This window comes from Corynebacterium sp. HFH0082, from assembly GCF_000411235.1.
GTDB classification, from domain to species: domain Bacteria; phylum Actinomycetota; class Actinomycetes; order Mycobacteriales; family Mycobacteriaceae; genus Corynebacterium; species Corynebacterium jeikeium_D.
In genome coordinates this window covers 208,500-222,688 of sequence record NZ_KE150404.1, presented here as the reverse complement: position 1 = coordinate 222,688, position 14,189 = coordinate 208,500, and the positions used below count along the sequence as shown (strand labels likewise).

Annotated in this window: 11 protein-coding genes; 8 read left to right on the top strand and 3 right to left on the bottom strand. The window is 60.3% G+C overall.

Annotated elements, in window-relative coordinates; translation table 11 throughout:
• Nucleotides 1-52: 52 nt before the first annotated feature.
• Nucleotides 53-556, bottom strand: a complete 504-nt coding sequence (locus tag HMPREF1206_RS00965) for a phosphoribosyltransferase (RefSeq protein WP_016421536.1) — start codon at nucleotides 554-556, stop codon at nucleotides 53-55.
• A 64-nt stretch (nucleotides 557-620) separates the two neighbouring features.
• Nucleotides 621-2,126 (bottom strand): FAD-dependent oxidoreductase, encoded by a 1,506-nt coding sequence (locus HMPREF1206_RS00960; protein ID WP_016421535.1) that lies wholly within the window; start codon nucleotides 2,124-2,126, stop codon nucleotides 621-623.
• Nucleotides 2,127-2,378: 252 nt separating this feature from the next.
• On the opposite strand from HMPREF1206_RS00960, the gene HMPREF1206_RS00955 reads away from it, so the two are divergent.
• The 6 genes from HMPREF1206_RS00955 (at nucleotide 2,379) to HMPREF1206_RS00930 (ending at nucleotide 9,470) form a co-directional block, all read left to right on the top strand.
• The gene (locus HMPREF1206_RS00955) at nucleotides 2,379-3,404 is read left to right on the top strand and encodes a sulfite exporter TauE/SafE family protein (protein ID WP_016421534.1); all 1,026 of its coding nucleotides are present in this window, start codon (nucleotides 2,379-2,381) and stop codon (nucleotides 3,402-3,404) included.
• Nucleotides 3,405-3,577: 173 nt separating this feature from the next.
• A complete protein-coding gene (locus HMPREF1206_RS00950; RefSeq protein WP_016421533.1) occupies nucleotides 3,578-5,284 on the top strand; it encodes a nitrite/sulfite reductase in 1,707 nt (568 codons plus the stop codon).
• Nucleotides 5,285-5,534: 250 nt separating this feature from the next.
• A complete protein-coding gene (locus HMPREF1206_RS00945) occupies nucleotides 5,535-6,299 on the top strand; it encodes a phosphoadenylyl-sulfate reductase (RefSeq protein WP_016421531.1) in 765 nt (254 codons plus the stop codon).
• A 117-nt stretch (nucleotides 6,300-6,416) separates the two neighbouring features.
• Nucleotides 6,417-7,343 carry a sulfate adenylyltransferase subunit CysD gene (gene cysD, locus HMPREF1206_RS00940; protein WP_016421530.1) on the top strand — a complete coding sequence of 309 codons (927 nt, stop codon included), beginning with the start codon at nucleotides 6,417-6,419 and terminating at the stop codon, nucleotides 7,341-7,343.
• Nucleotides 7,343-8,644 (top strand): sulfate adenylyltransferase subunit 1, encoded by a 1,302-nt coding sequence (locus tag HMPREF1206_RS00935; protein ID WP_016421529.1) that lies wholly within the window; start codon nucleotides 7,343-7,345, stop codon nucleotides 8,642-8,644. Before cysD ends, HMPREF1206_RS00935 begins: the two co-directional genes overlap by 1 nt.
• 55 nt (nucleotides 8,645-8,699) lie before the next feature.
• The gene (locus HMPREF1206_RS00930; protein ID WP_016421528.1) at nucleotides 8,700-9,470 is read left to right on the top strand and encodes a sirohydrochlorin chelatase; all 771 of its coding nucleotides are present in this window, start codon (nucleotides 8,700-8,702) and stop codon (nucleotides 9,468-9,470) included.
• A 33-nt stretch (nucleotides 9,471-9,503) separates the two neighbouring features.
• Here the strand turns inward: HMPREF1206_RS00930 and HMPREF1206_RS00925 are convergent, their stop codons facing one another.
• Nucleotides 9,504-10,892, bottom strand: a complete 1,389-nt coding sequence (locus HMPREF1206_RS00925; protein ID WP_016421527.1) for an FAD-dependent oxidoreductase — start codon at nucleotides 10,890-10,892, stop codon at nucleotides 9,504-9,506.
• A gap of 541 nt (nucleotides 10,893-11,433) precedes the next feature.
• Here HMPREF1206_RS00925 and pta point away from each other — a divergent pair.
• Both pta and HMPREF1206_RS00915 read left to right on the top strand, forming a co-directional pair.
• The gene (pta, locus tag HMPREF1206_RS00920) at nucleotides 11,434-12,960 is read left to right on the top strand and encodes a phosphate acetyltransferase (RefSeq protein ID WP_016421526.1); all 1,527 of its coding nucleotides are present in this window, start codon (nucleotides 11,434-11,436) and stop codon (nucleotides 12,958-12,960) included.
• Nucleotides 12,961-12,965: 5 nt separating this feature from the next.
• Nucleotides 12,966-14,162, top strand: a complete 1,197-nt coding sequence (locus HMPREF1206_RS00915; protein WP_016421525.1) for an acetate kinase — start codon at nucleotides 12,966-12,968, stop codon at nucleotides 14,160-14,162.
• Nucleotides 14,163-14,189: the final 27 nt, after the last annotated feature.

Genomic DNA, 14,189 nt, shown 5'->3' with positions numbered 1-14,189 from the left:
GCCCCGCAGCGCACTTTTTTGTTTGCCCGCTATGGTGCGTAAGCTACTTGATCTACTTGGACTTCTGTACCGGTGGCTCGGCCGACCAGGGGAAGACGATCCAGTCATCGGTGTGCTTCCAGACATAGTCCGGTGCAATCTCCGAGCGGGACTTGCCGTAGAGCACAGCGGAGCGTACTTCCGCACCGTGGGTCTTAAGCAGATCGAGCACCAGGTGCAGCGTGCGACCGGAGTCTGCGACATCGTCAACGACCAGCAGACGGCGGTCGGAAATCGACTCGATGTCCAGCAGCGGTTCCAACAAAACCGGATCCGGTAGGGTCTCCGCCACGTCGGTGTAGAACTCGACGTTAATGGCGTCAGAGAGCTTGACGCCCATGGTGTAGCTGAGTGCACCTGCAGGTAGAAGACCACCGCGGGCCACGGCGATAATGATCTCCGGCTCGTAGCCCGAATCGACAATCTGCTGTGCCAGTTCACGGGAGGCGACGCCGAAGCCTTCCCAGGTCAGAACTTCCTTGACGTCCAGGTTGGATGAGTCTGCATGATAAGCCATGTATTAACTCTAATCCGAAGACCGACTGACGTGCACAATCAACTGCCCGGTTAGACCCGATGCGCTAGCTGGCGACAGTCTCCACAACCGCTTCGTGTACAGCTTCGGCCACGTCATCGGCATCTGGCTGCTTTGCGACGACCGTGGAGGCCGCAACCATGTCGGCCCACTCGACCAGCTTCTTGCGCTCGCGGCCTTCGGCTTCGCCCGCTGCACGTTCGGCGGCGTCGAGTGCGTGCCAGCCCTCCCAGGTGGTGACCTGGAGGCCCTTGTTGGCCAGGAACTCGTCGACGTCGTTATGCGTGGGCTTTGCAGGTGCGACCAGGCGGCCTGCCTCCCAGTCGGCGATGAGGTTGCCGACAGTTTCGTTGGCGTCGCCCTTGGTGTTACCGATTAGCCCGACCGGGCCACGGCGAATCCAGCCGGTGGTGTACAGACCCTGGATGTGGTTGCCGTCGACGTCGTCAAGCACGCGTCCGCCGGCATCTGGGATGGTGTGGGTGCCGGTGTCGAACGGTACGCCGGTGACTGCGTCGGAGCGGTAGCCGACTGCACGGTAGACCGCACCGACCGGCCATTCGGTGAACGTGCCAGTGCCACGGACGCCACCCTCGCCGTCGAGTTCAGTGCGTTCGGTGCGGATAGCGCTGACGTGCTGTACTCCATCCTCACCGGTCTCGCCGATGATTTCGACCGGGGACTCGAAGAAGTGGATGAAGAGCTTGTGCGGGGCGCCCTTTGGCTCGCGGATGGCGTAGTTTTCCAGAATCGTACAGACCTGATCGGTGATCTTGGACTCACGACGAGACGTTTCGGAGGCGGCATCGTACTGGATGTCCTCCGGATTCACGACAACCTCAATGGTGTCGGAGTGGTCCAATTCCTTCAGCTCCAGTGGAGTGAACTTTGCCTGGGCCGGGCCGCGGCGGCCGAAGACGTGAATTTCGCGGGCGGCATTCTTTGCCAGGCCAGCGTAGACGTTGTCGGCGATTTCGGTGACGTGCAGCTCATCGGCAGTCTTGGCGAGAATGCGGGCGACGTCGAGGCCCACGTTGCCGACACCGACCACGGCCACGGACTCAGCGGAGAGTTCCCAATCGCGGGCGAACTCCGGGTGGGAGTCGTAGAAACCTACGAACTCACCCGCGCCGTAGTGCTCCGGCAGGTCGGCGCCCGGGATATTCAGATCGCGGTCGCCGGTCGCGCCAGTGGCGAAGATGATGGCGTCGTAGAACTGGCGCAGTTCATCGACGCTGACCTGCTTACCGACGTCCACGTTGCCCAGAAGTCGGACCTGCGGCTTGTCCAGCACTCGGTGGAGGGACTTAATGATGCCCTTGATTCGCGGGTGGTCTGGCGCAACGCCGTAGCGGATGAGGCCGAACGGCACTGGAAGGCGCTCGTAGAGGTCGATGGCGACGTCGCGGCCGGACTTCATCAGCGCGTCGGAGGCGTAGATACCGGCCGGGCCCGAGCCGACCACGGCTACACGCAGTGGGGTGGTGGAGTTGGCGAGATCGGGCAGTGAGGAAGCGGCCGCGTTCTGGGCTGCAGTCTGGTCGTTGGTCATTGGGTGGAATCCTTTTTCTACGTTTTCTTTGTCGCGATTGCTTATCGTAGACCAATCGGTCTATGCTTGCTGAAACAGAATATAGACAAACTGGTCTACAAAAAGCAAACACAAAACACCGCAAGAATCACTGCTTTGGCTTGAGAGGGTTTTGCTGCGTATTGCTTCTGCTGAACGAGGTCTAAAAGAGCTTGTCGTGCGGACGTCGTGGCAACGGCAGGCTCTGGTTGGGTAAGCGGGGAAGGGCTTGTCATGGAAAAACTCATAGTCTTCGTGCTAATCGGCCTTGGCGCGCAATTAGTCGATGGCACTCTGGGTATGGCATTCGGTGTCACTGCCACTTCACTTTTTATTGTTGCTGGTAGTAGTGCTGCCACCGCGTCGGCGGTAGTTCACGTAGCGGAGGTGGGCACGACGCTGGCCTCTGGTATTTCGCACTGGCGATTCGGCAATGTCGACTGGCGGCGCGCACTGAGCCTTGGTGTGCCGGGCGCTATCGGTGCCTTTGGTGGTGCGACCTTTTTGTCCAATCTGGATGGTGATGCCGCGACGCCTGTGACCTCGACAATCTTGCTTTTTCTCGGCCTGTGGGTGATTATCCGCTTCGCCTTCCTGGCTAATGTTAAGCGCAAGAAAAAGACCTGGGGAGCGAAGAAGCTCGCTCCGCTGGGGCTCTTTGGTGGTCTGCTCGATTCCACTGGTGGCGGCGGTTGGGGGCCTGTCACGACCTCTACGTTGCTCGGCGCTGAAGCTGATCAGCCGCGGAAGATTATCGGCACTGTCTCTGCGGCGGAATTTCTTGTCGCTTCAGCTGCTGTGCTGGGCTTTTTGCCCAAGCTGCGGGAGGAATTCACTCAGCATGCCGCACCGGTAATTGGTTTGCTGTGTGGCGGTGTAATTGCCGCGCCTTTGGCTGCGTACCTGGTGGGGCGCATTAATCCGCGCCTGCTTGGAATTGTGATCGGCGGCGTGTTGGTGGGGCTGAATATTCGCACTCTGTTCTCGCCGCTGGTTTCCGGCGGTGTGCTGGCGACAGTGCTGCTCGTGTGGGCTTTTGCTGTCGTGGTGCTGGTGCTGTGGGCGCGTTCGCACGACACACTTCCGGGTCTGCGTCAGCGTGTGCAGCTCGAGCCGGCTTCTCGGTCTTCCTCGGCTGATGTGTCTAGTTCTGGATCTCCATCACCGGCTTCGGTTGATGTCGGGGCTGGGGATACTTCTGGAGGCGTCAAAGTGGGCGCAGAAAACGGTGTCCACATGGGCGAAGCGGGGGTTCGCTAAGTATCCGAGCATGCCCCGGCTTGCACTAGCCAGACTGGTCGGTCTAATGTTGCCTGCAATACTGCATAGACCGTCCGGTCTATAAAAATTAGCAACTAATTCGTTCAGGGCTGATCCAAACAACTCTGATTCGGTCAACGAGAACAAAACGAAAGTGATTCGGTAGATTCCCCATGAGCTCTCCTACGAAAACCGCCGAGCGTCCAGCTTCCGCAGCGGCTACCCGACGTAAGAAGCGCGCACCGAAGCCACAGGGGCAGTGGCTTATCGACGGCCGCGAGCCACTTAACGACGACGAGCGCATTAAGAAAGAAGATGCTGGCATCGCCGTTAAGCAGCGTGTTATCGACATCTACTCCAAGCAGGGGTTTGACTCCATCCCCGCGGAGGACCTAGCGCCTCGCTTTAAGTGGATTGGCCTCTACACCCAGCGCAAGCAGGGGCTTAGCGGTGAGCACACCGGCGTGAAGACCAACGCCGAGCTGCAGGACAAGTACTTTATGCTCCGCGTCCGCCTCGACGGTGGCCAGACCACCACCGAGGGCATTCGCACCATCGGCGAGATTTCCCGCGACTTCGCCCGCGACACTGCGGACTTCTCCGACCGCCAGAACGTCCAGCTGCACTGGATTCGCGTCGAAGATATGCCGGAGATCTGGGACCGCCTTGAGCGAGTTGGTCTCGACACCAACTTTGGCTGCGGCGACGTTCCCCGCGTTATTCTAGGCAGCCCGGTTGCCGGTGTTGCGGCCGATGAAATTGTCGACGGCACCAACGCCATCCGCCGCATCAAGGAGGAGTACCTCTCCGGCGACGAGTTCTCCAACCTACCGCGTAAGTTTAAGTCGGCAGTTTCCGGTTCCCCGCGTCTCGATGTCACCCACGAGGTCCAGGACGTTGCCTTCGTCGGTGTCAATCATCCAGAGCACGGCCCCGGTTTCGACGTTTGGGTCGGTGGTGGTCTCTCCACCAACCCGATGCTCGCCCAGCGTCTCGGCGCCTGGATCCCAGAGGACGAGGTTCCCGAGGTATGGGCGGGCGTGTGCCGCATCTTCCGGGACTACGGCTACCGTCGCCTGCGCAATCGTGCGCGTCTGAAGTTCCTCGTTGCCGAATGGGGCGCGGAGAAGTTCCGCCAGGTACTCGAAGACGACTACCTCAACCGCAAGCTTATCGACGGCCCCGCACCCGAACCTTTCGAGGGCGACCGGGACCACATCGGCGTGCACAAGCAGGCCGACGGTCTCAACTACGTCGGTGTTAAGCCCGCTGTTGGCCGTGTTCCGGGCTCTGACCTGGTCAAGCTCGCCGACATCGCCGAGCGCCACGGTGTTTCCCGCGTCCGCACCACCGTGATGAAGGAGCTCATTCTCCTCGACGTCGCCGACGACCAGGTCGACTCCCTGCTCGCAGAACTCGACGAAATTGGCCTGTCTGCCAAGCCTTCTGCTTTCCGACGGGGCATCCTGGCCTGCACCGGCCTAGAGTTCTGCAAGCTCGCACTTGTCACCACGCGCCAGCGCGCAATTGATTTGGTGGGCGACTTGGAGGAACGCCTCGGTGACCTCGACGTCCCAATCACCATTGCGCTCAATGGCTGCCCGAATGCCTGCGCCCGCACGCAGATTGCCGACATCGGACTCAAGGGGCAGATTGTCACCGACGACGAGGGCAACCGTGTCGAGGGTTTCCAGGTTCACCTCGGTGGTTCGCTGGGGCTCGATGCCAACTTCGGCCGCAAGGTTCGCGGACACAAGGTCACCTCGGCAGAACTGGGTGACTACATCGAGCGCGTCGTCAATCACTTCAAGGAGCAGCGCCACGAGGGTGAACAGTTCCGCGAGTGGATTGTCCGCGCTGATGAGGAGGACCTGAAGTGAGTGAATCTCCCAATGGGGTTCGGTCGCAGGGGCCGTCGTCAAGCGAAAAAGACGAGACGCCAGCGCGACTGGGAATCGGTGGCCGAAGCGCACACCCCAATCCGAACCGGGGTGCGGTGATGCATTGCCCTTACTGCGGCGGTGATGATCTGTGGCCCGACCTGGAAACCGATTACGCCTGGCAATGCCGCGAATGCTGCCGGGTATTCACAGTGAAACTGCACGGACATATCGATAGAAAGGTGGCGTCATGAGCACGGGACTGAAAACCGCTGAGGTCATTAAGACTCAGGAGGCGCTCGCGCGTGAAGACGCGCTGGACAACCCGGAAACTGCTCGCCGTCTGATTGAGCTCGCACTGGAGTGGGGCTCCAAGCTGGAGACCGCCACTGCTGGGGAAGTACTGGAATGGGGTGCGGAGCACCTGCACACGCCACTGGCTGTGACCCTGTCGATGCAGGACACAGTGTTGGCGGAACTGGCTGCTCGGCACGCGCCGGAGGCAGATCTGATTTTCCTGGATACCGGTTACCACTTCCCGGAGACCCTCGACGTGGCAGAGCAGGTCGCACAGCGTTACGACAACCGACTGCTGTCGATTGAGCCGAAGCGCACCCGCGCCGAGCAGGACGCCGAAGAGGGCGTTGATCTGTACAAGACCGACCCGACGCGATGCTGCGCATTGCGGAAGGTCGAGCCGCTGTCTGCCGTGAAGCGCCCCTACGAGGGCTGGGTCACAGGTCTGAAGCGCGTCGACGCGCCGACCCGCGCACACACGCCGGTACTGGAGATCGACAAGACTGGTCGCATCAAGCTCAACCCGCTGGCCACCTGGACAGATGAGGATGTTGCCCAGTACATCGAGGACAATGACCTCATTGTTCATCCGCTGACGCAACAGGGGTTCCCGTCGATTGGCTGCGCGACATGCACCGCGCGAGTGGCAGAGGGCGCGGATCCGCGCTCGGGTCGCTGGGAGGGCTCCGAGAAGACTGAGTGCGGATTGCACCTCTAGTTCGAGCGGCTAGCAGACAGCTACTTGCCGCCAGCCACTAGTCGCCCGCCGATAACCGATATCAGCTAAAACAGCGCAGTTACAACAGCCAACACAGCCCCAACAGAAAGAACCCCCATGACTAGCTCAACCACCGTTTCCGTACAAAACCGCCTCGACCCGCGGCTTGCCGAGCTGGAAGCCGAGGCCATCGACATTATTCGCCAGACCGCCGGTCAGTTCGACCGTCCGGCACTACTTTTCTCCGGCGGAAAGGATTCCGTCGTCGTGCTCGAGCTGGCCAAGCGCGCCTTCGCACCGGCGGGTATCCCGCTGGAGCTGCTCCACGTCGACACCGGCCACAACTTCCCCGAAGTTATTGAATTCCGCGACAAGATTGCCGCTCAGCCGGGCATCAAGCTGCACGTAGCCAAGGTCCAAGACTGGATCGACAGCGGCGTGCTCACCGAGCGTGCCGACGGCACCCGCAACCCCTTGCAGACAGTGCCGCTGGTGGAGACCATTGCCAACCGTGGTTACGATGCCGTTCTCGGTGGCGCCCGCCGCGATGAGGAGAAGGCCCGCGCAAAGGAGCGCGTGTTCTCCGTCCGCGACTGCTTCGGCGGTTGGGATCCACGCCGTCAGCGCCCTGAGCTGTGGGGGCTCTACAACGGTCGCCACGCCGCCGGAGAGAACGTCCGCGTTTTCCCGATCTCGAACTGGACCGAGGCCGACGTCTGGGCCTACATCGAAGCCCGTGACATCGAACTGCCGCCCATCTACTTCTCCCATGAGCGTGAGGTGTTCAACCGCGGCGGTATGTGGCTGGCACCGGGCGAGTGGGGTGGACCCCGCGACGGCGAGACCCTCGAGGTTCGCACTGTCCGCTACCGCACTGTCGGTGACATGAGCTGCACCGGCGCTGTCGAATCGACTGCCACCACTATTGCCGAGGTCATGGAGGAACTTCGCACATCCAAGCTCACCGAGCGCGGCGCTACCCGCGCAGATGACAAGTTGTCCGAATCCTCCATGGAAGACCGTAAGAAGGAAGGTTACTTCTGATGAGCCAGCCAAATTCCCCAGCTACCCTGATTTCCGCTGACCGCGCCACTCGCGCTCGTCGCACTCTTCGCCTGTGCACCGCTGGCTCCGTCGACGACGGTAAGTCCACCTTCGTCGGTCGCCTGCTGCACGACACGAAGAATATCCTCGCTGACCAGTACGAGGCCGTCGTCGCCTCCTCACAGGCGCGCGGTCAGGAAAACCCTGACCTGTCGCTGCTGGTCGACGGTCTGCGGGCCGAGCGCGAGCAGGGCATCACCATCGACGTCGCCTACCGCTACTTCGCCACCGACGTCCGCTCGTTCATCCTCGCCGACTGTCCTGGTCACGAGCAGTACACCCGAAACACCATCACTGGTATGTCCACCGCCGAGGCCGTCGTTTTGCTTATCGACGCGCGCAACGGCGTCGTGACGCAGACCAAGCGTCACGCAACGGTGGCCGGTCTGCTGGGTGTTCGCCACGTAATCTTTGCTGTCAACAAGATTGACTTGCTGGACTACAGCGAAGAGGCCTTCCGCAAGATTGAGTCGGATGTGGCAGCACTAGCAGAGCGCCTGGGTCTGCAGAACACCTTCGTTGTTCCAGTGTCGGCTCTGGTCGGCGACAACATTGTCGATTCTTCTGAGCACACTCCGTGGTACGAGGGTCCGACCGTGCTGGAGCTGCTGGAAAACCTCAACATCGGTGCCGACCTGGAAACCGATGCCGAGGCTGACCTGCGCCTGCCCATCGACTATGTCATTCGCGATCACGCCACTGAATACCGTGGTTACGCCGGCCGTATCGCCGCAGGTAGCGTGCGTGTGGGCGATGTTGTCTCCGTAGACGCCAACCGTCAGGCTACGGTCACGAAGATCACTGTGGCAGCTGAGGATGTCACTGAGGCCGTGGCCGGCCAGTCGGCGGCCATCAGCCTGGATGCCGAGTTCGACCTCGCCCGTGGCGACCTCATCAGTGGCACGCGCCCGGAAGACGTGCGCCGTTTCTCCGCCGTGGCCGTCCACCTTGCAGACAAGCCGTTGGCAGTCGGTCGCGTCGTAGAGGTGCGCTACGGTGCCGCGCTGGTGCGTGGTCGTATCGCTTCCGTCGATGCGCTCATCGACATCGAAACCGGTGAGCCCACCGGTGTAGCTGATCAGCTTGCAGTCAACGACGTCGCTGAGATCACCGTCGAGGTCGCACAGCCGCTGCCGGTCGATGCCTACCGCGTCGGTGGTCGTGTCGGTGCGTTCCTGCTCATCGAGCCGGGCACCGGTGACACCCTCACCGCAGGCCTCGTGCGTGGCGCTGCCCAGTAGAGCTGCCAGGTAGAGAAACCAGAACGCACAGCTAGCGAGCCTGAGGAGACCATCGATGACCGCACTGATTCTGCTTGCGCACGGTTCGCGGCACCCCGAGACCAAACCGGTGCTCGAAGACGTGGTCGCGCTCGTGCGCGAGAAGATGCCGCTCACCCGCCTGGATGCGCCCTCTCAGATTCGCTTCGCCTGGCTGGACCTCGACGAGCCCTCGCTGGATACCGTATGTGCCGAGCTCGCCGCTGCCGGCGAGACTCAGGCGCTGGCTGTACCGCTGCTGTTCACCGATGCGTTCCACTCGCGAGTCGACGTTCCCGAGCAGGTTCGACTCTGCGATCGGCATGGTGTTGACATCACAGTGGCTGAAGGTCTCGGGCTTGGCGACGGCACGAAGCGCGCCGTCGTAAAGCGAATCATCGAAGCGGCGAAGAATGCATCTTTTTCCTGGCCGGTCGATGCGCTGGTGATGGGGGTCGGCTCCTCTGATGAGGATGCCAATGCGGCGGTGCACCAGTTTGCGGAAAAACTTGGCGGGATGCTGCCGGGACATGTGAGTGCGGCATTCGTGGTCGGGCCTGAGAAAATCAAGGGAGCCGATGCTGTGGCCGCGGCACAGGAGCGTGCGGCCAAGCGCGGTCGCGGACTCGTAGTGGTGCCGCTGTTTACCGCGCCGGGCCTATTGTGGGATCGAGTCATCGAGGCGGGCGCTGCCGACGGTGCTGGTCAGGTGGCTTTTGGTGAGCCATTGGCCGAGCTGTTGGCGCCGATTGTGTGCTGCCGCTGGGACTCGCGCGCCGCGTACACGGACGTGAAGGTAGTGGCGTAGCCGACGCTTTTTATCCGTCCTAGTTACTCGCCGTTACTCGCCCTTGGAGTGGGTGACCATCTCATCCCACTCGACATACTTCTTGCGTTCGCGGCCCTCGGCCTCGCCAGCGGCGCGTTCCGCAGCATCGAGCTTGTGCCAGCCCTCCCAGTCCAGGTAGTCGATGCCTTTGGACTCCAGCAGCTCGTTGATAGCGGACAACTCCGGCTTCGACGGGTTGAATTTCTTGCCCTCTGCGGCATCGGCCAGCAGATTGGCCACGGCCTCGTTGGCATCGCCCTTGGTATTACCAATCAGGCCGACCGGTCCGCGGCGAACCCAACCGGTGGTGTAGAGGCCAGTGATAGCCTCAGCTGCTTCATCCTCGGTGTTGTTGGATTCGATGACTCGACCACCGACGTTGGAAATGACATTCTTCACGTTGTCGAACGGGATACCCGGCAGCGCATCAGAGCGGTAGCCCACGGCGGAGTAGACAGCGCCGACCTTCCAGTCGGTGGTCTCGCCGGTCGGCCGCAGCCCGCCAGCACCGTCGTATTCCATGCGCTGAGTGCGCAAGCCTGTCACATGCTGCTGGCCGTCGGTACCCTCCTCGCTGAGGATTTCCACTGGCGACTCGAAGAAGTGAATGTAGAGCTTGTGCGGTGCGTTCTTCGGCTCACGGATGGCGTAGTTCTCCAGGATGGTGCAGACCTGGTCGGTGATCTTGGAGTTGCGACGCATAATCTCGGATGCGGAGTCGTAATCAATATCGCGCGGATCGACAACGACCTCGACGTTCGGTGAGTAGTCGAGCTCCTTGAGCTCCAGCGGGGTGAACTTGGCCTGTGCCGGGCCGCGGCGGCCGAAGACGTGGACTTCCTTGGCCTTATTTGTCTTCAGAACCTCGTAGACATTGTCCGGGATTTCTGTGACGTGCAGTTCCTCACCGGTCTTCGCCAGGATTCGGGAGACATCCAGCGCGACGTTGCCGACTCCGACGACGGCCACGGACTCCGCCGAGAGATCCCAGGTGCGCTCAAAGAGTGGATTGCCGTCGTAGAAGCCCACGAATTCGCCTGCGCCGAAGTGCTCCGGCAGGTCCGCTCCCGGCGTTGGCAGTGCGCGGTCGCCGACGGCACCGGTGGCGAAGATGACGGCGTCGTAATGCTCCTTTAATTCGTCGAGTGTGATGTCCTTGCCGAACTCAACGTTGGAAAATAGGCGCAGCTCCGGCTTTTCCATCACGCGGTGCAAGGCCATGATGATGCCCTTGATGCGTGGGTGGTCGGGGGCGACGCCGTAGCGGATTAGACCGAATGGAGCCGGCATCTTTTCAAACAGATCGACTTCCACGTCAGTACTGGATTTCATCAGTGCATCGGAAGCATAAACACCGGCCGGGCCAGAGCCAATTACGGCAACGCGGAGCGGGCGATTCATGAAGTGTGTCCTTCTTTCTCTAATGCTTTACGACGGCCACGAGGCCGCGGCGTAAGTAGCTGCCAGCGGTGACCTCGTGGGGGAAAGGAGTTATTGGTGAGCTATCGGTTTATTCGACATTCCCAATGGTAGCGCCCCCAATCGTAGCGATAACTTACGAAAAATCGAGAGGCGAGCATCACATCATCGGTGAGATGCTTTTGAAGGCATACAAAACTAAATGTGACCTTAGTCACGTCTAATGTGGGAATTTGGGCTAGTTCACTAGAAAAACCGCATAAAACCCGCGATTATGCGGGAAAATTGTTGGAATCTGCGGGGAAAAGTGTGGCTACCAGGGGTAACCAAAGAGGTTTGAGTCCGCCGTGAGATGTAAGGTGACTCACAATAAGATGAAAATAATGATTTGGGACTCAGCGGGATTAGATTCAGCAGGATTAGAAGCTCAGCATGATCTTGAGCCTCCGGCAGTCCAACGGCTCGAGCCAAGTCAACGTTTAAATAAGTCAACGATTAAGCGCAGTGCGAGAAAGGAACGTCGGTGAGCGATAAGAACGCCCAAGCGTCCACCAACAACTCCGCAGTCCTGATTACTTCAGTGGACCGCGCAGACAATCTGCAAGATGTCATTACGGCATTGTCTGAGGCACTGGGTGGGGCACGTTGCCTCCACACTGTCGGTGGGGCGCACGGCGCCACCGTGGATCAGGTTGTTGTGGATCCGGAATTCGCGCTTGACACCATCGTCAGTGCTGTTGAGGCTGACCGCGCTGCTAACGAGGGGGCGGCTGTTCTGACCGGCTCCGGCAACCTCGATTTTGACTTCCGCATTGCCACCGTCGCCGGCGCCGGTGTCATCGTTGTCGCTGGCGGCGAGGGCTGCCACACAGAGGCCGCAAAGGCTCGCGTTCGTTTGGCTCTCAGCAGTGCAGCTCAGCGTCACAGCGAGGTACTCGCAGTTGTCCTTACAGGGGAGGAGGCAGCTGAGGCTGCTAAGACTCTCGAGCTCGACGTTCCCGTTGTTGCCGTTGACGATGCTGAGGGGCTGCGCAAGGTCGTAAGCCGCGAGGTCACCGCAGTGATGACTCCACAGCGTTTCCAGTGGTGGCTATTGCAGCGCGCCAAGGCTGATAAACGCCACATTGTGCTGCCAGAGGGGGACGATGACCGCATTCTTGAAGCCGCTGATTACCTCCTGCGCGAGGACATCTGTGAGCTCACTATCCTCGGCGACCCGGATGCGATGAAGGCACGCGCCGCCGAACTGGGTTTTGACATCGACGCTGCCCATCTCTGGAACCCGCAGACCTCCGAATATGTTGAGCAGTTCGCGGAACAGTTCGCAGAGATGCGCAAGGCCAAGGGGGTCACGCTGGAGCAGGCCCGTGAGACGATGCGGGACATCTCCTACTTCGCGACGATGATGATTCACAATGGGCTTGTCGACGGCATGGTGTCCGGTGCAGCCCACACAACTGCGCACACCATTCGTCCGTCCTTGCAAATCATTAAGACCAAGCCGTCGGCTTCCACGGTGTCGTCACTGTTCCTCATGGTTATGGACAACTCGCTGTGGGGTTTTGCGGACTGTGCGGTGCTGCCGAAGCCTGCTCCGGAACAGCTGGGTGAAATCGCGGTGGTATCCGCCGAGACTGCAGCTTCCTTCGGCATCGATGCCCGCGTCGCCATGCTGAGCTACTCCACTGGAGTATCCGGCACAGGTGAGGATGTGGACCGTGTGAAGGCGGGTCTGGCCAAGGCCAAGGAGCTGGCTCCGGAGCTCGCTGTCGATGGTCCGCTGCAGTTCGATGCTGCTATTGACCCGTCTGTGGCTGCGAAGAAGATGCCGGATTCCTCCGTTGCGGGTAAGGCAACTGTTTTCGTGTTCCCGGATCTGGACGCCGGTAACATCGGTTACAAGATTGCCCAGCGCTGTGGTGGTGCATTGGCAATCGGCCCGATTCTGCAGGGCTTGAACAAGCCGGTCAACGACCTTTCCCGTGGCGCCACGGTGCCGGACATCATCAACACGGTTGCAATTACCGCTATTCAGGCTGGAGGAAACTAATTATTATGTCCCGTCACGTACTTGTTTTGAACTCCGGTTCCTCCTCTATCAAGTTTCAGCTGGTAGATCCGGAGAAGGACTCAACGCAGCCGCCGTATGTCTCCGGTCTGGTGGAGCGCATTGGTGAAGAAGACGGCATTATTAATCTGAAGTTCTCCGGACAGAAGATTGAAATCACTGAGCCGATCGCTGACCACGCCAGTGGTCTTGACCGCGCGTTCGAGCTGATGGATGAGCACGGTGTTGGTCCGGAGTCGGTGGATATTGCGGCCGTCGGTCACCGCGTCGTTCACGGTGGTCGCCTGTTCTCTGGACCGGAGCTGATTACCGACGAAATCGTCGGCATGATCCGCGACCTTATTCCGCTGGCGCCGCTGCACAACCCGGCCAATATCGTAGGCATCGAGGAGTCTCGCAAGCTGCTTTCGGACGTGCCTCACGTCGCCGTCTTCGACACTGGTTTCTTCCACACCATGCCGCCAGCTGCTGCTCTGTACCCGCTCAACGCAGAGGTCGCATCGAAGTTTGATATCCGTCGTTACGGCTTCCACGGCACCTCGCATGAGTTTGTTTCCAAGCAGGTGCCGGACCTTCTGAATAAGCCGGCAGAGGAAATCAACCAGATTACGCTGCACCTGGGTAATGGTGCGTCGTGTGCGGCTATCCGAGGTGGCCAGGCGGTGGATACCTCGATGGGGCTGACCCCGCTGGCTGGTCTGATGATGGGCACTCGTACCGGTGACATTGACCCGGGCGTCATCTTCCACCTCTACCGCAACGGCATGAGCATCGACGAGATCGACAATCTGTGCAACCGCCAGTCCGGTCTGAAGGGTGTCTCTGGTGTCAATGACTTCCGGGTTCTGCAGGAGCGCATGGATGACCACGACCCGGATGCTTGGGCTGCATACCAGATGTATGTCCACCAGCTGCGCCGCTACATTGGTTCTTACATGCTGATTCTCGGCCGCCTCGATGCCATCACCTTCACCGCAGGTGTCGGTGAGAACCATGTCGGTATTCGCCGTGATTCGATGGCTGAGCTTGAGAACTTCGGTATCAAGATTGATGACGAGCTCAACTCCCAGCCGAATGACGGCCCGCGTCTGATTTCGGCGGAGGACTCGAAGGTCAAGGTCTTCGTGGTACCGACCAATGAGGAACTGGCCATTGCTCGCTACGCAATGAGCTTCGTGGAGTAGGTTTTGAGGCAGGGGCACTGACGAGTA